At 72.7% G+C, this 16,061-nt stretch carries 12 protein-coding genes; 6 read left to right on the top strand and 6 right to left on the bottom strand.

The window, feature by feature from the left end:
* Nucleotides 1-37: 37 nt before the first annotated feature.
* Complete coding sequence (locus tag K7640_RS14050) at nucleotides 38-1,459, bottom strand: lytic murein transglycosylase (RefSeq protein ID WP_255608980.1); 1,422 nt, start codon at nucleotides 1,457-1,459, stop codon at nucleotides 38-40.
* A 98-nt stretch (nucleotides 1,460-1,557) separates the two neighbouring features.
* Nucleotides 1,558-3,327 (bottom strand): LVIVD repeat-containing protein, encoded by a 1,770-nt coding sequence (locus tag K7640_RS14045; RefSeq protein ID WP_374198086.1) that lies wholly within the window; start codon nucleotides 3,325-3,327, stop codon nucleotides 1,558-1,560.
* A 301-nt stretch (nucleotides 3,328-3,628) separates the two neighbouring features.
* On the opposite strand from K7640_RS14045, the gene K7640_RS14040 reads away from it, so the two are divergent.
* The 3 genes from K7640_RS14040 to K7640_RS14030 all read left to right on the top strand — a co-directional run bounded on the left by K7640_RS14040 (nucleotide 3,629) and on the right by K7640_RS14030 (nucleotide 7,587).
* A complete protein-coding gene (locus K7640_RS14040) occupies nucleotides 3,629-4,306 on the top strand; it encodes a DUF305 domain-containing protein (RefSeq protein WP_222955253.1) in 678 nt (225 codons plus the stop codon).
* Nucleotides 4,307-4,359: 53 nt separating this feature from the next.
* Nucleotides 4,360-4,578: a zinc ribbon domain-containing protein gene (locus K7640_RS14035; RefSeq protein WP_222955252.1), complete on the top strand. Its 219-nt coding sequence runs from the start codon at nucleotides 4,360-4,362 to the stop codon at nucleotides 4,576-4,578.
* Between the two features lie 177 nt (nucleotides 4,579-4,755).
* Nucleotides 4,756-7,587, top strand: coding sequence for an adenylate/guanylate cyclase domain-containing protein (locus K7640_RS14030; protein WP_222955251.1), 2,832 nt, complete (start codon nucleotides 4,756-4,758; stop codon nucleotides 7,585-7,587).
* Nucleotides 7,588-7,729: 142 nt separating this feature from the next.
* On the opposite strand, the gene K7640_RS14025 is transcribed toward K7640_RS14030, so the two are convergent.
* Nucleotides 7,730-8,266, bottom strand: coding sequence for a phospholipase (locus K7640_RS14025; RefSeq protein ID WP_222955250.1), 537 nt, complete (start codon nucleotides 8,264-8,266; stop codon nucleotides 7,730-7,732).
* Between the two features lie 234 nt (nucleotides 8,267-8,500).
* On the opposite strand from K7640_RS14025, the gene K7640_RS14020 reads away from it, so the two are divergent.
* Both K7640_RS14020 and K7640_RS14015 read left to right on the top strand, forming a co-directional pair.
* Nucleotides 8,501-9,148 (top strand): PadR family transcriptional regulator, encoded by a 648-nt coding sequence (locus K7640_RS14020; RefSeq protein WP_222955249.1) that lies wholly within the window; start codon nucleotides 8,501-8,503, stop codon nucleotides 9,146-9,148.
* A gap of 168 nt (nucleotides 9,149-9,316) precedes the next feature.
* Complete coding sequence (locus tag K7640_RS14015) at nucleotides 9,317-10,003, top strand: class I SAM-dependent methyltransferase (RefSeq protein ID WP_222955248.1); 687 nt, start codon at nucleotides 9,317-9,319, stop codon at nucleotides 10,001-10,003.
* 48 nt (nucleotides 10,004-10,051) lie between these two features.
* On the opposite strand, the gene K7640_RS14010 is transcribed toward K7640_RS14015, so the two are convergent.
* Nucleotides 10,052-11,707: a glycoside hydrolase family 10 protein gene (locus K7640_RS14010; RefSeq protein ID WP_222955247.1), complete on the bottom strand. Its 1,656-nt coding sequence runs from the start codon at nucleotides 11,705-11,707 to the stop codon at nucleotides 10,052-10,054.
* Between the two features lie 319 nt (nucleotides 11,708-12,026).
* Here K7640_RS14010 and K7640_RS14005 point away from each other — a divergent pair, with 319 nt between their 5' ends.
* The gene (locus K7640_RS14005; RefSeq protein ID WP_222955246.1) at nucleotides 12,027-13,526 is read left to right on the top strand and encodes an amino acid permease; all 1,500 of its coding nucleotides are present in this window, start codon (nucleotides 12,027-12,029) and stop codon (nucleotides 13,524-13,526) included.
* Nucleotides 13,527-14,230: 704 nt separating this feature from the next.
* Here the strand turns inward: K7640_RS14005 and K7640_RS14000 are convergent.
* Together K7640_RS14000 and K7640_RS13995 are read right to left on the bottom strand one after the other, a co-directional pair.
* Entirely contained in the window at nucleotides 14,231-15,235 is a 1,005-nt protein-coding gene (locus K7640_RS14000; protein WP_222955245.1) for a glycoside hydrolase family 43 protein, read from the bottom strand.
* Nucleotides 15,232-16,056: a carbohydrate ABC transporter permease gene (locus K7640_RS13995; protein ID WP_308042552.1), complete on the bottom strand. Its 825-nt coding sequence runs from the start codon at nucleotides 16,054-16,056 to the stop codon at nucleotides 15,232-15,234. The genes K7640_RS14000 and K7640_RS13995 overlap by 4 nt, the downstream gene beginning before the upstream one ends.
* Nucleotides 16,057-16,061 lie beyond the last annotated feature (5 nt).

Here is a 16,061-nt window from a genome sequence, read left to right as displayed (position 1 = left end):
AAGTGTCCGCTTCTCCAAATGTGTGCGAACGGTCACGTCACGTGCGGCTGGCCCGGCCGTACTCGTTGGCCTTGTCGAAGACGTCCTGCGCGTACCGGCGCACGTCGTTGTACGACAGGATCGCGCCCCACCAGTCACCGGCGATGGTCATGTTCCGGCCGCCCTGGCAGAGGTAGTTGCCGGCGGCCAGGGCCGCGTCGTTGATGTTGTGCGGGTCGCGCTGGCCGTCGTTGTCCGCGTCGGCCCCGACCTGCTCCCAGGTGGTCGGGATGAACTGCATCGGGCCGATCGCCCGGTCGTAGGTGGTGTCCCGGTCCAGCGCGCCCCGGTCGGTGTCCCGGATCAGCGACCGGCCGCCCTGGCCGTCCAGCGGGTCACCGATGATCTCCGGCTCGGCCCGGCCGGTGGACTTCAGCGTCGCCCCGTTGGCCTGCCCGTGCCGGGATTCCACGTAGCCGATCGCGGCCAGCGTGGTCCAGCTCAACTGGCAGCTGCGGTGGGTCTGGGCCAGGACCAGCTCGGCGTAGCCGTACGCCTGCATGGCCACCGGGGAGATGTCGGTCCGGGCGCCGACCTGCTGCGCCCAGATGGCCAGGGCGTCCGCCGGCCTGCCGGTCGCCGGCTGGCCGACCACCGTCCCGGTGGGCTGCGGCGTGCCGGATGGCACGGTGGCCCCGGGCAGCCCCGCCGGCCCGGACGCGCCCGGAGGCACGGCGGTCGCTGGTGGCGCGGCGACCGGCGGTGGCGCGGCGGTCGCCGGTGGCAGGGCGTTGCCCGTCGGTATGCCGACCGGGGTGGTCACGGTGGCGTCCGCGGCTACCTGCCGCCCGGCGGTCGCCGGCACCAGCAGCGCGCCGGCCGCCGCGGTGACCCCGACCAGGAGCAGCAGGAAGAGCCCGGCGAGCGTGGCCCGCCCGCTCGGCCGGCCGGACCAGGCGCGGGTGGCCCGGCCCGCCCCCAGCGCCAGCCGCCGGGCTGGCACCGGCACCGCGTGCGCGAACGGAATCCGCCGCCGCCGTCCCCCGGCCGCCGCCGCTGCCGGCGCGACACCGACCGCTTTCGGCGCCGTCGGCGAGCCGGGCGCTTCCGGTGCCGTCGGGGAACCGGCCGCTTCCGGCACTGTCGCGACCCCGGCTGCTTCCGGTGCCGTCGGAGGACTGGCCGCTTCCGGTGCCGTCGGCGAGCCGGCCGCTTCCGGTGCCGTCGCGACACTGGCCGTTTCCGGCGCCGTCGGGGAACCGGCCGGTTCCGTCCGGGCGACGGCTGAACCTGATCCGGCGTCCGGCGGACCGGACCCGGCGTCGGCCGCGACCGGCGGCGTGCTGGGCTTCAGCGGGGAGCGTCGAGGGCGCGGGACCGCCGGGCGGGCGACCCCGAGATCATCGGGCGGTGTAGCCGGTCGCAGGGGCCGAACTGTCGATCTGTCTTCGCCGTCCGCCACTCGTCGAGTATCACCCATGTCCGCCCGGGGTGGCAGATCCGGTCCTGCCGGCCGTACCACAGCGGGCTCCGGCCCGGCGGGATCCGCCGGGCCGGAGCTCTGGTGCTGGTGAGCGGTCAGCTCGTCTTCACCGAACCGGTGACCACGCTGTCCCGCACGGTGCCGCCGATGGCGTCCACCGAGCCGTTCACCCGGCTCTCCACGATCGACGCCACGGAAGCGCCGTTCGCGCTGACCGAGCCGTTGAGGGTGGAGTTGAAGGCGATCAGGCCGGCGCCCGGCGCGACCTTGGTCGCCCCGTTGACCGTCACCCCGTCCAGGCAGGTGACGCCGGACTTGATGTCGAGCCCACCGTTCTGCCGGTTGGTCAGGACGGTGGTGCAGGCCGGGTAGCTGGGCTGGGTCTGCACGTTCAGCTCGTCGAACGCGATCGCGCGGGCGTTGTTCGTCCGCGGGTCGTCCAGCTTGAGGACGTCGAGGCCCTTCTGGATGTCGTTCGAGTAGATGTAGCCGTTGTGGTAGTACGTCGACCAGGAACCACCGAGGATGTTGCGGGTCTCCGAGAGCGGGCCCCGCTCCCAGTAGGCGATCTCGACCGGGTTGGCCGAGTCGGTGAAGTCGAACACCGAGATGCCGCCCTGGTACCACGCCTGGATCATGATGTCGCGGCCCATCGCCGGGATCAGCGAGCCATTGTGGGCGACGCAGTTCTCCCGGGTGGTGTTCAGCCGCGGGATCTTGAAGTAGCTCTTGAAGACCAGCTTGCGGTCGTCGCCGGACCCGACGATGTCGTAGATCGCGTCCGCGCCCTGGTTGGTCCGGTAGTTGGCGGTGCAGATCGCGCTGCTGCCGCCGCCGAGCTCGTCGGTGAAGATGACCTTGGTGCCGGCGTTGTTGAACGTGGCCGAGTGCCAGAACGCGAAGTTCGTGTCCCGGACCTGGCTGATGATGCGCGGCGCCTCCGGGTTGGAGATGTCCATCAGCACGCCGTCGCCCATGCAGGCACCGGCGGCCAGGTCAAGTGCCGGGTAGACGGTGATGTCGTGGCATCCGCTGGTGGAGTTGGCGCCGGTGGTTCCCGGGAAGAGGACCGGGGTGGCCACCACGGACGCGGCGGTCGGGTCGTCCAGCGGCACCTTGATGATCGAGATCTTGTCGTGCGGCGTCTTGCAGTACGCGGCGCTGGCCGACGGGCTGTACGACTGCACGTAGACGTAGACGCTCTTGCCGTCCTTGCTCGGCACCAGCGTCTGGGTGTGCGAACCACAGTCGGTGCGGACCGACTTGATGTACTTCGGGTTCGCCTTGTCGCTGATGTCGAAGATCCGGACGCCCTCCCAGTGGGCCGCGTTGGCGACGGAGCCGACCGCGCTGGTGCACGTGTCGTTGGTCCGCACCTGGTCGACCGCGAGGAACAGCAGGTTGCCCATGACCGACGGGTCGCCCTGCGAGCCGGAGCAGACCACCTGGCTGACGACCTGGGGCGAGTCGGGCTTGCTGACGTCGAAGACGCTGAAGCCCTCGTAGTTGCCGGCGAAGACGTAGTTGCCCTGGAACGCCAGGTCCGAGTTGTACGCCCCCTCGCTCGCGAACCCGCCGAACTTGGGGTAGTTGGCGATCTGCCGCAGGTTGGGGCTGTGGGAAATCTCGTCGACGCCCGGAATGACGTTCGCGGCCGTCACGGTGTCGGCGGCCTGCTCGCTGATGCAGTACTCAGCGAAGTTGTCTCCGGCCTCCCGGAACGACTCGCAGACGTCCGTGCTGTCGGTGGATCCGGTGTCGCCGATCGCCGGTGACGCGGCCACGATGCCGCTCAGAAGAAGGGCGCCTGTTGCGGCCACGGTGATGGCCAGCCTCCGGCTCCCTTGTGGGGTTCGCTCGAACATTTGGGAAACCCTTCGTCAGGGGGTTGAGCAGGGTATCCGGGACGATAACTGCCCTTCGAGGTCGAGATTGTGACCTGGATCACAGTAACCTGCCGGTAATGATCACGGTTAGGCAAACCTTCTGGCGGCGCGGCGGCGCGAATAACCGCAGGTGGGGACCAATAGCGTCTTTTCCCTGTCTCGATCTTCCCGAGCCGAGGGGGTGCCACGTTACGATCCCGGCCATCCTCGGGCGGACGGCAGGAGTCGAGTTGTGCTAGATGAACGGGTTCGCGCTCTTCTCGGACGATCGCGGGCAATTGTGCTGATCGAGTTGGTCGTGCTCGCGGTGGTGGCGGCCGGGGTCGCGGCGGTCGTCTGGTGGCCGGACGGCCAGCCGAGCCCGGCGGCGAAGCCCGAACCGACGGAAACGCTCGCCCTGCCCCGCCCACCGGAGGTGACCGCGCCGGTGCTGCTGCCCGGGGCCCCGGGTGAGCCGGCGAAGACCCTCGCGGCCAACGAGCTGACACCCGCGCCACGGCGGCCGCACAACAACGCCGACACCCGGTTCGTGACGATGATGATCCCCCACCACGAGCAGGCGCTCGTGATGGCCAAGCTGGTGGCGGACCGGGGTCAGAACCCGCAACTCAAGATCATGGCCGACCGGATCGTGGCGGCCCAGGAGCCGGAGATCAAGACGATGGAGACCTGGCTGGCGGACCGTGGCCTGGACCGGAACTCCGGCGGTCGGCACCAGCACGAGATGCGTGGCATGCAGTCACCGGAGGCACTGGACCGGCTCGCCGCCGCCCGAGGGGCCGAGTTCGACCGGATGTTCGTCAGCATGATGATCGAACATCACCAGGGCGCCATCGACATGGCGGGCGAGGCGCTGGCGCTCGGGGTCGACGTCATCATCAACGAGATGGCCGGCGGCGTCATCGCGGAGCAGACCGCGGAGATCAACCGGATGCGCGAGGTGCTGGGCGCGAAGTAGCCCGCAGCACCGTCGAACAGAGACTCCCCGCCGGCGGGTCGTACCCTGGAGCCATGCCCCGGTACGAGTTCCGCTGCCGCGCCTGCGGCGACACCTTCGAGGTCAACCGGCCGATGTCGGAGGCCGGCGCGCCGGCGTCCTGCCCGCAGGGTCACGGTGACACCGTCAAGCTGCTGTCCACGGTGGCCGTCACCGGCCGGGGCGGTGGTGTCCCCGGCGGCGGCCCCGCCCCGACCGGCGGCGGGTGCTGCGGCGGCGGCTGCGGCTGCTGAGCCTCCGGGCCCCGGCGAACGACCGCTGCCCGTACCCCGCGCGCGGCCCCGACCACGCCTTCGCCGAGGATGGCGAGGGGACCATGGGGCGGATTCCGCCCGACCGTTCTCACGATGCGTAACCGCGCGCACATAGGGCAGCATGTACCCGACGTCACGGGGCGGGAGGTTCCACGCATGTCGCCAGGGATCCACCTCCCGAGCGGGTGGGTGACCTTCGTGTTCACCGACATCGAGGGCTCCACCCGGCTGGCCCAGATGCTCGGCGCGGGTTACCGTCCGGTGCTGGCCGAGCACCGCCGGTTGCTGCGCCGCACGCTGGTCGCCACCGACGGGGCCGAGCTGCTCACCGAGGGCGACTCGTTCTTCCTCGCCTTCCCGGACGCGGGTGCGGCACTGGCCGCCTGCCTGAACGGCCAGCGGGCGTTGGCCGACCACGAGTGGCCCACCCCGGATGCCGCCCCGCGGGTCCGGATGGGGCTGCACACCGGGTGGGCCGAGCCGCGCGACGGGGAGTACGCCAGCCCGGAGGTGCACCGCGCGGCCCGGGTCGCCGCCGCCGCGCACGGCGGGCAGGTGCTCTGCTCGGCGGCGACCGCCCGGCACGCGGACCCGCTGCCGGTCGGGGCGTCCCTGCTGGACCTGGGCCTGCACCGGCTGCGCGGCTTCGACGACCGGGAACGGCTGTTCCAGCTGGTGGCGCCGGGCCTGGAGCGGCAGTTCCCCCGGCCGCGCACCGCCGACGCGGTGGCGCACAACCTGCCCACCCAGGTCACCACGTTCGTCGGCCGGCAGACCGAGCGGGCCGAGCTGCGCGCGCTGGTCGACGCGCACCGGCTGGTCACCGTGCTGGGCGCGGGCGGCACCGGCAAGACCCGGCTGGCCGTGGAGCTGGCCTGCGGGGCGGTCGAGGCGTACCCGGACGGGGTGTGGTTCGTCGACATCGCCACCGTGACCGACCCGGGGCTGGTGGCGTTCGCGGTGGCCGCCGTGCTCGGGCTGCGGCCGGAGCCCGGCCGCCCGATGGTGGACACCCTGGTCGAGTACGCGGCCGCCCGCCGGATGCTGATCCTGCTGGACACCTGCGACGCGCAGCCCGCCGCCTCGGCCGAGGTGATCTCCCGGCTGCTGGCCGGCGGCCGGGGGGTCCGGGTGCTCGCCACCACCCGGGAGCCGTTCGGGCTGCCCGGCGAGGTGGTGTGGCGGATTCCGCCGCTGTCGGTCGAGGTCGGGCCGGGTGGCGCGGAGAGCGACGCGGTGGCGCTGCTGCTGGACCGGACGGCGGCAGCCCGGGGCGGTCGCCAGCCGGACCCGGCGGAGTCCGCCGACCTGCGGCGGGTGGTCCGCCGGCTGGACGGCCTGCCGCTCGCCATAGAACTGGCCGCCGCCCGGCTGCGGGTGCTCTCCGTGGGCCAGCTCGCCGCCCGCCTCGACGACGTGCTCGGCGTGCTGGACGCCGGCCGGGACGTGCCCGAGCCGCCGCCCGCCGAGACCGGCTGGACCGGCAACCAGCAGGACACGGTGGACCTGGCCGCCGCCGCGGCCGGGGCCACCCCGCCGACCCCGGCCCACCGGGCGGTGCAACGCTCCGCCAGCGAACGCCACCTCACCATGCAGGCGACCGTCACCTGGTCGTACCGCACGCTGGGCCCGCGCGCGTCGCGGCTGCTGCGCTGGCTGGCGGTGTTCGCCGGCCCGGTGGACCTGACCACCGTGGAGTGGCTGCTCGGTGAGGACCCGCTCGACCCGCTGTCGGTGCTGGTGGACAAGTCGATGGTGCTGGCCGAACCCCGGGCGTCGGGCAGCACCTACCGGATGCTCGACCCGATCCGGGCGTACGCCGGTCGCCGGCTGGCCGAGGCCGGTGAGGAGCAGGCCGCCCGCAACCGGCACGTCGCCTGGTGCGCGCACGCCCTGGAACGGGCCCACCTGGGCCCGGACGGCCGGCCGGTGACCCTCTCGCTGTACGCCCTGGACCCGCTCGCCGACGAGCTGCGCGCGGCGCTGCGGTGGTGCGCCACCGGGGGCAGCGCCCGGGCCGGGCTGCGGCTGGCCGGCGGGCTGGACCACTGGTGGCGCGAGCGGGGGCTGGCCCGGGAGGGGCGGCTCTGGCTCTTCCGGCTCTACGGGCGGATCGCGGAGCACGGCGAGACGATCCCGGAGGCGGAGCTGGCGGCGGCGTACCACATGCACTCGCTGCACGCGGGGGCCGACGGCGAGTTCGCCGAGGAGCTGCGCTTCTCCCAGCGCGCCGAGGCGGCCGCCCGGCAGGCCGGCGACGCCGGGCTGCTGGCCCGGGTGCTGGCCGGCCGGGCGGCGCCCCTGATCGACCTGGGGCAGTTCGCCGAGGCGGAGCGGGTCTGCCGGGAGGTCATCGACTGGGCGTACGAGCAGGAGGTGGCCGGGGACGCGCTCTTCGCCGTGTTCAACCTGGCCGAGCTGCTGTGGCGGCGGGGCGCCCTCGACGAGGCGGCGGAGCTGCTCGGGGCGGCCCGACCGGTGGAGGCGACCCGGCCGGTGGAACGGGGCCGCCGCTCGGTGGACATGCTGCTCGGCATGGTGGCGCTGGCCCGCGGTGACCTGATCGCCGCGCACGAGCACCTGGTGGTGGCGCTGCGCTCCCGGATGAGCCACGGCTACCACGGCCGGGCCTGCGACACGGTCAACGCGATCGCGGTGCGCTGCGCGGCGGGCGGCCAGCCGCTGCTCGCCGCCCGGCTCTTCGGCGCGGGCCAGACCGTGCGGGCGACCATGCGGGCCACCCCCGGGCTGTACGGCGCGTACTGGCGGGAACGGCAGGCCGAGCTGCGCCGGACGCTGGGCGACACCGACTACGACCGGGCGTACGCCGAGGGCGGCGAACTGGGCCTGGAGGAGGCGGCCGTGCTGGCCCTCGGGGTGGAGCACCCCGACCTTGCGGTGGGCTCGGGCCGCTTCGGCGCCGGCGGCGGTCCCGCCCCGCGCCAGCCCGGCCCCGACCCGGGCCGGCGTCCCGCCGAGCACGCCTGACCCGGGCTGGCGTCCCGCCGGGCACGCCTGACCTCGGCCCGGCGGGCCCCGCGCCGCGGCGTTCCGCCCGCCCGGCCGGCCGCATCGAGCCGCAGCGGTCCGCCCCGGCCGACGGGCCGGTCGGGGCGGACCTCAGGCCCGGTCAGGAGCGGGCGCGGCGTTCGGCGTCGGCCTTCATCCGGGCGGCACGGTCGATGTCGGCCTGCTGGACGGCGGCGACGGAGCCGAAGATGCTGACCGCCTCGTAGTAGGTCCAGGCCAGGCTGTAGCAGGCCGGCCGGACGACGACGTTGTACGTGGCGCAGACCCGCTTCAGGTCCGCGTAGAAGGCGCTGTCCAGCCGGGACTTGTTGGCGGAGAACCGGCCCATCGCCTTGTAGTTGCGGTAGCCGAAGTCGTGCCGGTAGCAGGAGAGGCTGAAGCTGAAGCCGAGCGGGTTGTCCGGGCTGGACGAGCAGTAGTCGGTCGACCAGTCGAAGGCGTACTCCGACCAGGCGCCCTTGTTGAGACGGCCGGCGTTCCAGGCGTTGTAGCTGGTGGCGCTGGTCTGGGTCCAGCTGGACAGGACGGTGAGCTTCTGCTCGGTGCTCACCGCGGCGGCGGCGGGGGAGCCGGCGCCGAGCAGGGCGAGCAGCGCGATCACGCCGGCGGCGAGGGTGGTGGTGAGGCGTCTGGACACGGGTACCTCCGCGGGGGTCTGCGGTGCGGCGATGCCCCCGGCGGGTGACCGGTGGCGTAGATAATCGTCGATCAAGCGGCGGACGTCGAGCCGTGCCGGACGCGAACCAGCGGTGACATGCGTGGAAACAGACGAATGTGGGTCGATGGGGCTCACCGGTCGCCGGCTGGGGTGGGCGGGTTGCTCGGCGGCGTATGCTCGTCTGCGAGTAATCGGGTGCGAGGAGGTCGGCCGGTGGCCAGGCGACGACGGGTGGGCAACCTGCTGGCCCTCGCCGTGCTCTCCGCCCTGGTCGAGCGGCCGATGCATCCGTACGAGATGGCCGGCGTGCTGCGGGCGCGCGGCAAGGACCAGGACATGCCGATCAAGTGGGGTTCGCTCTACACGGTGGTGGCCAACCTCGAGCGGCACGGGCTGCTGGCGGCGGTGCAGAGCGACCGGCAGGGGCGGCGTCCGGAGCGGACCGTCTACCGGATCACCGAGGCCGGCCGCGACGAGCTGGTCGACTGGACCCGCGAGCTGATCGCGGTCCCGGAGCGGGAACACCCCCGGTTCGAGGCCGGCCTGTCCGTGCTCGGCGTCCTCGGCCCCGACGAGGCGACCGAGCTGCTGCGCCAGCGCCTCGACCGGCTGGAGACCCAGCTCGCCGACGCCCGTGCCGCGCTGGCCCGGCACGGGCGGGAGATCCCCCGGCTCTTCCTCGTCGAGGCCGAGTACGACCTGGCCGTACGCCAGGCCGAGGCGACCTGGGTCCGCGGCCTGCTCGACGAACTGACCACCGGCTCGCTGCCGGGCCTGACCGAGTGGCGGGCCTGGCACGAGACCGGCGCGGTGCCGCCCGACTGGGCGGAGCTGGCCGAGAGGGGGACCGAGCAGCAGTGAAGACGGGCCCCGACGGGGGTGCGGGAACACCGCCGTCGGGGCCCGGACCGGCGAACCGAGACCGCGGGATCGAGAGCCCGGCCGCACGGTGTGGCAACCGCAACGATAACCGGGCCTCCGACCCCGGGCCGGTTCGCGCCCAGAACCGATCCGAGACCGGAGGACAAGATGAGTACGAAGAACCTGCGCGCGCCCAGGCGGCGGCTGGTGCCCGAGATGGAGGGGGCGACCGCCCGCTGGTACGCCCGCAACCGGGGCTCGGCCAGCCAACTGGCCGAGTACCGCCGGCAGGCCGCCCGGCTGGCCGACGGACTGCCCGCCGGGGCGGCGGTGCTGGAGGTCGCGCCCGGGCCGGGTTACCTGGCGATCGAGCTGGCCCGGCTCGGGGCGTACCGGGTGACCGGGCTGGACGTCAGCCACACGTTCGTGGCGCTGGCCGGGGAGGCGGCCCGCCGGGCCGGGGTCGACGTGGACTTCCGGCAGGGCGACGTGCACGAGCTGCCGTTCCCGGCGGGCTCGTTCGACCTGGTGGTCTGCCAGGCCGCCTTCAAGAACTTCGTCCGCCCGGTGCGGGCGTTGGACGAGCTGCACCGGGTGTTGCGCCCGGGCGGCCGGGCGGTCATCCACGACCTGCGCTCCGACGCGTCGGTGGCGGAGATCGGGCCAGCGGTGGCCGGGATGGGGCTGCGCGGGCTGGACGCCTTCTGGACCCGGTCGGCGCTGCGCTGGCTGCGCGGCCGAGCGGTCACCGCCGACACGTTCCGGCAGCTCGCCGCCGAGAGCGCCTTCGGTGGTGCCGAGGTCGAGCGGGACGGGCCGATCGGGTTGGAGGTGCGGTTGTCCCGGGCCGCCTGAACGCCGGGCCGCCCGGGGCTCCTGGTGAGCCCCGGGCGCCCTGCGCGCTCAGCGGAGGGAGCGAGGTGCGCTCACCGGGCCCTCGTTCCAGGACCGGTCGAGCGCGCTCACGTAGTAGGTGTAGCGCCCGTCGGCCGCCGCCGTGTCGTCCAGCCAGGACTGGATCGGGCCGTCCGTGCCGCGCACGGTGCCGACCAGATGGGCCGCGTCGGCGAAGTCGCACCGCTCGGCGCGGTCGGTGCCGTCGAACCGGTAGATGGCGTACGAGGTGGCGGTGCCGAGCGGACCCCGGCCGTTCGCCGGCTGGAGCCAGTTCAGCCGTACGCCGTCGGCCTGCCGCTGGGCCTTGGTGATGACCGGGGACAGCAGCGGCCGCGACGGCAGCTGGGGCATGGTCGGCACCAGCGCCGGGCGGGAGTAGTGCTCGGCGGCGTAGACGTCGGTGGCGCCGAGCCGGTTCTGGCGTACCTGCACCGCGGAGAAGTGCACGTTGCCGAGCACCTCCGGGTACGCCCGGTTGAGCGTCAGGTGGTCGGACAGCTCGTTCGGGTTCATCCAGTACGAGCCGTACGCCGGGTCACCGCTCTTGTAGTCGGCCTGACCGATGTAGAGCTGGACCCGGGTGCCCCGGACCTGCTCCGCCCACCACGGCACCAGCCGGGCGTAGTCGGCGGCCGGGTACTGCCCGATGTACCAGTAGAGCTGCGGCACCACGTAGTCGATCCACTCCTCCTTGATCCACTTACGGGTGTCGGCGGAGATGATGTCGTACGACTGCGAGCCGGTGGTGTCCGAGCCGGCCGGGTCGACCGACTTGTTGCGCCAGATGCCGAACGGGCTGACCCCGAACTTCACCCACGGCTTGACCGCCTTGATCTTCTCGCCCATCTCCTTGACCAGCAGGTTGATGTTGTCCCGCCGCCAGTCGGCCCGGTCGGTGAAGCCCCGGTGGTACGCGGCGAAGGTGGCGTCGTCGGGCACCTGGTACGTGCCGCTCGGGTACGGGTAGAAGTAGTCGTCGAAGTGCAGGCCGTCGACGTCGTACTTCTCGACCGCCTCCAGCATCGCGGTCTGGACGAACTCGCGGACCTCGGGGATGCCGGGGTTGTAGTAGAGCCGGCTGCCGGCCACCCCGGCCGGCGGGTACGCGAAGACCCAGTCCGGGTGCTGGCGGACCGGGTGGTCCGGGGCCAGCATCGAGATGTCCGCGCCGGCGCCGCCCGGGGCCGGCATGGACACCCGGTACGGGTTCATCCAGGCGTGGAACTCCAGGTTGCGCTTGTGCGACTCGGCGACCAGGAAGGCCAGCGGGTCCCAGCCCGGGTCCTTGCCGCGCACTCCGGTCAGGTATTCCGACCACGGCTCGTGCGTGGAGGGCCAGAAGGCGTCGGCGGTCGGGCGGACCTGGACCACGACGGCGTTGTGGTTGAGCCGCTGCGCCAGGTCGAGCCAGCCCAGATACTCGGCCTTCTGCTTGGCGACCTGGTCCGGCGCGGTCCAGGAGGCCTTGCTGGGCCAGTCGATGTTGGTCACCGAGGCGATCCACATGGCCCGGAACTGGCGCTTCGGGGTGGCCGGATCGGTGACGCAGGTGGCGGTGGGGTCGGGCGTGGCGTCGGGCGCGGCGCTGGCGGGGGCGACGGCGGCCAGCGCGCCGAGCAGCGCCGCGGCCAGCCCGGCGGTGGCGAGCCGAGTTGCCTTCATGCGGTGTGTCCCTTCGTCGGGGGCTCCCGGTCTTCTCGCGGCGGAAGCGGCAACATTCGCCGAATGCTATCTACCGCTGGTAGAAAATTTTCACACCGACGGCATGAACGCAAGAGGCTGGGGCGGATTGCGGCGCAGGTCGGACCCGCTTCGACGTCGATCGATCATGGGAGCCGTCCCACATCGCGGAAGGTGATCGACTCCACACGTGCGGTGCTGGCCGAGTTGGGGGGAGAAGTGGGGGTTGACGCGGGTCCGTCCTGGGTAGCATCGCCCACCGCTGGCCGCCACCAGGGTGGGCACGGGAGGGGTGATCGCGGTGTCAGTACTGCGGACCAAACCGATCAAGGACGTGATGGCCCAGAGCCAGGCCGACGGTGAGGACGGCGGCCCCGGGCTCAAACGCCGCCTCGGCGCGCTCGACCTCACCGGTTTCGGCATCGGCATCGTGATCGGCACCGGCATCTTCACGCTGACCGGCATCGAGGCGAAGAACTCCGCCGGGCCGGGCGTGGTGATCTCGTTCGCCATCGCCGGGGTGGTCGCCCTGCTCGCCGCGCTCTGCTACGCCGAGCTGGCCTCCAGCGTCCCGGCCGCCGGCAGCGCCTACACCTATGCGTACGCCACGATGGGCGAGATCGTAGCCTGGATCATCGGCTGGGACCTGCTGCTGGAGTTCGCGCTCGGCGCCGCGGTGGTCGCCCGGGGCTGGTCCGGCTACCTGGGCGAGCTGCTCGGCCTGCCGACCACCTGGTTCGGTGAGGAGGGCAGCATCGTCAACATCGGCGCGATCGCGATCGTGCTGATCCTCGGCGTGGTCGGCATCGTCGGCATCCGGGAGTCCTCCCGGGTCACCAACCTGCTGGTGCTGGTCAAGGTGGCCATCTGCGTCTTCATCGTGGTCGCCGGCCTGTTCTTCGTGAAGGCCGCCAACCTCAGCCCGTTCATCCCGCCGGCGGAGCCGGCGTCCGGTGGGGAGGGCGGCCTCCAGCAGCCGGTCACCCAGGCCATCTTCGGCCTGGACCCCTCCGTGTTCGGCCTGGCCGGGGTGCTCAGCGCCGCGGCGGTGGTCTTCTTCGCCTACACCGGCTTCGAGGCGGTGGCCAACCTCGGCGAGGAGACCCGCAAGCCCAAGCGGGACCTGCCGCTGGGCCTGCTCGGCACGCTGGGCATCTCCACCGTGCTGTACATCGCCGTCTCGCTGGTCGTGGTCGGCATGGTCAAGTACACCGACATCGACGAGGGCGCCCCGATCGCCTCGGCGTTCAACTCCGTGGGCGCCGGCTGGGCCGCCGTGCTGGTCTCCATCGCCGCCGTCGCCGGCCTGACCAGCGTGATCCTGGTCGACCTGGTGGCCATGGGCCGGATCGGCTTCGCCATCGCCCGGGACGGGCTGATCCCGCCGTCGATCGCGAAGATCCACCCGCGCTGGGGCACCCCGTACCGGATCTCGGCCATCATGACCGTCGGCGTCGCGCTGCTGGCCGGTTTCCTGCCGCTGTCCGCGCTGGCCGACCTGGTCAGCATCGGCGCGCTCTGCGCGTTCGTGCTGGTGTCGTTGGCGGTGCCGATCCTGCGCCGCCGCCGGCCGGACCTGGAGCGGTCGTTCAAGGTGCCGTTCTCCCCGGTGCTGCCGATCGTCTCGGCGCTGGCCTGCCTCTACCTGATGCTCAACCTGTCCGTGGAGACCTGGATCCGGTTCCTGATCTGGATGCTGCTCGGCGCGGTCATCTACTTCGGCTACGGCTACCGGAAGAACCGGCTCGCCCGCATCGAGGACGGCGACCCGCCGGTGCCCGCGCAGCGCACCGCCGACTGACACCCCGACCCCTCGCGGCGCCGGGCGGCACTGCCGCCCGGCGCCGCGCCCTGCGGCGTCCCGCGGCTTCGGCCTGGCGGGTGGCGTCCTGCGGCTTCGGCTTGGCGGGTGGCTCCTGCGGCCTCGGCCTGGCAGGCGGCGTCCTGCGGGCTTCGGCCTGGCGGGCGGCGTCCTGCGGCCTCGGCCTGAGCTGCGGGCCTGGCGCGAGCTGACGCGGGGCCGAAGCGGACCGGTCAACCGTCGCCCGACACACGCGGTGATCGCAGGTCCGCCACCCAGCACCCCTTCCGCCGCCTTTGCTCTGCTTACCCCCACGCAACAGTCACCAATAGTGAGGGCTGCGGTCGGTGTGCATGCCGAACCGGAAGCGGAATGCGCAGCTCAGCCGGGTGTTGCGTACGGGGCAGCAGAGCAAAGGCGGGCGGCGCGACCTCCGGCGGCGGCCGGCGGGTACACCCTGCGTGATGGGCAGGGGTGATCACGCTCCGTATCGATCGGTGGCTGGGTGAGGGCCGGTGTCGCGGAGCTGCGGGCACCGGCCGGCGGTCGGCAGCGACCCGACCGCCCGCCGAGCCCCGCACCCGACCGGCGCCGAGCCCCGCACCCGGCCGCCCGCCGAGCCCCCCGGCCGCCGCCGAGCCCCGCACGCGGCGGATCGGCGGCGGATCGGCGGCGGCCGGCCGGCGGTATCTCGGCCGGTGGTGTCAGGGGCGGGGTTGGGGCGTGCCGGTGGGGCCCTTGACGGACGGCTTGTCGTCGGCCCAGACGACCTCGTCCAGCCACACCTGGCGGCCCGGGTCCGTGGCGCCCTCCTGGCCGGGCGTCCAGGCGTGGTAGACCAGCCAGGTCCGGTCGCCGGCCGTCACCATCGAGGCGTGGCCGGGGCCGGAGGCGACCTCGTTCGTCTTCAGGATCGGGTTCTCCGGCGCCTTGCGGCACGGGCCGGTGGGGCCGTCGCAGATCGCATAACCCTCGGCGTACGTCTCCTTGTCGTAGGCGTTGGCGGCGAAGAAGAGGTAGAGCTTTCCGTCCCGCCGGTGGAAGAACGGACCCTCGATCAGGGTGCCCTCCCACGCCTCGGTCTGCTTCAGCAGCTTCGTCGGCTCGCCCAGCAGCCGCAGGCCGTCCGGGGAGAGCCGCTGCGACCACAACCAGGTGTCCACCCCGATGGCGTTGCCGTCGTTCTTCCACAGCAGCCACAGGCTGCCGTCGGTGTCCCGGAACGGGCTGGCGTCGATCGCCCCACCCAGCTCCGCCTGGCAGATGAACGGCTCGGCCGAGTCGTCCCGGTACGGACCCTGCGGGCCGGCGGCCACCGCCCGGCCCACGCACTGCCGCCCGGACTCCCGGCCGGCGACCGTGTAGTAGAGCACGAACCGGTCCGGTGCCAGCTCGATCGACTCCGGCGCCCAGGTCTTGCCGGCGTCCGCCCAGTCGGGCAGCTCAGGCAGGGCCTCCTCCGGCTCGGACCAGTCGACCAGGTCGGCGGAGCGCCGGACCGGCACGTTCCGGCCGCCGCTGTTGGTGTGAAACATCCACCACCCGCCGCCGGAGCGCAGCACGAACGGGTCCGGCGCGTCGGCGCGTACCACCGGGTTGGTGAACATCCGGGCGTCCTCCTGCGTACTCGATGGGTCTGGTCCGGCACCGCAACCGGCGACCAGCAGCGCGCCGGCGACGGCCGCCGCCGCGCGTCGACGGACGGTCATCCCTTCAGGCCGCTGCGCGAGACACCCTGGATGATGTGCCGTTGGGCCGCCACGAAGAGGATCAGCACCGGCACGCTGGCCAGCACCGCCCCCGCCATGATCACCGGATAGTCGGTGACGTAGGCGCCCTGGAGCAGGCCCAGCCCCGGCGGCAGGGTCAGCCGCTCCGGGCTGAACAGCACGTAGATCGGCCAGAGGAAGTCGTTCCAGTTGGTCAGGAACGACAGCACCGCGAGGGTGGCCAGCGCCGGTTTGGAGAGCGGCAGCAGTACCCGGGTGAAGATCTGCCAGTGGTTCGCGCCGTCCAGCACCGCGGCCTCCTCCAACTCGGCCGGGATGGAGAGGAAGAACTGCCGCAGGAAGAACACCCCGAACGCGCTGGCCGCGCCGGGCACGATCACCACGATCAGGGTGTCCAGCCAGCCGAGCCGGTCGGCGATCACGAAGTTCGGGATGATCAGCGAGGTCGGCGGGATGAACAGCGTGCCCACGATCAGCGCGAAGCCGATCCCCCGGCCGCGGAAGCGCAACCGGGCCAGCGCGTACGCGGCCATCGCGGCGGTCACCAGCACCAGCAGCGCGTGCAGCGTGGCGGCCAGCATGCTGTTGACGAACCAGCGCAGCACCGGGTTGGCGGTGTTGCCGAGGATCTGCTCGTACCCGTAGGTGGAGAACGGATTCGGCAGGAAGCCCGGCGGGATCTGCTGCGCGTCGTTGTAGGTCTTCACCGAGGTGATGACCATCCAGACCAGCGGGGTCAGGAAGATCAGGGTCAGGATCACCAGGACCGCGTAGCGCGCGGATCGGTGCAGAGTCGTCACGGGCC

The organism is Micromonospora sp. PLK6-60 (genome assembly GCF_019890675.1).
Classification (GTDB): Bacteria; Actinomycetota; Actinomycetes; order Mycobacteriales; family Micromonosporaceae; genus Micromonospora.
The sequence above is the reverse complement of the archived record's forward strand: the minus strand, read 5'-3'. Positions and strand labels throughout refer to the sequence as shown.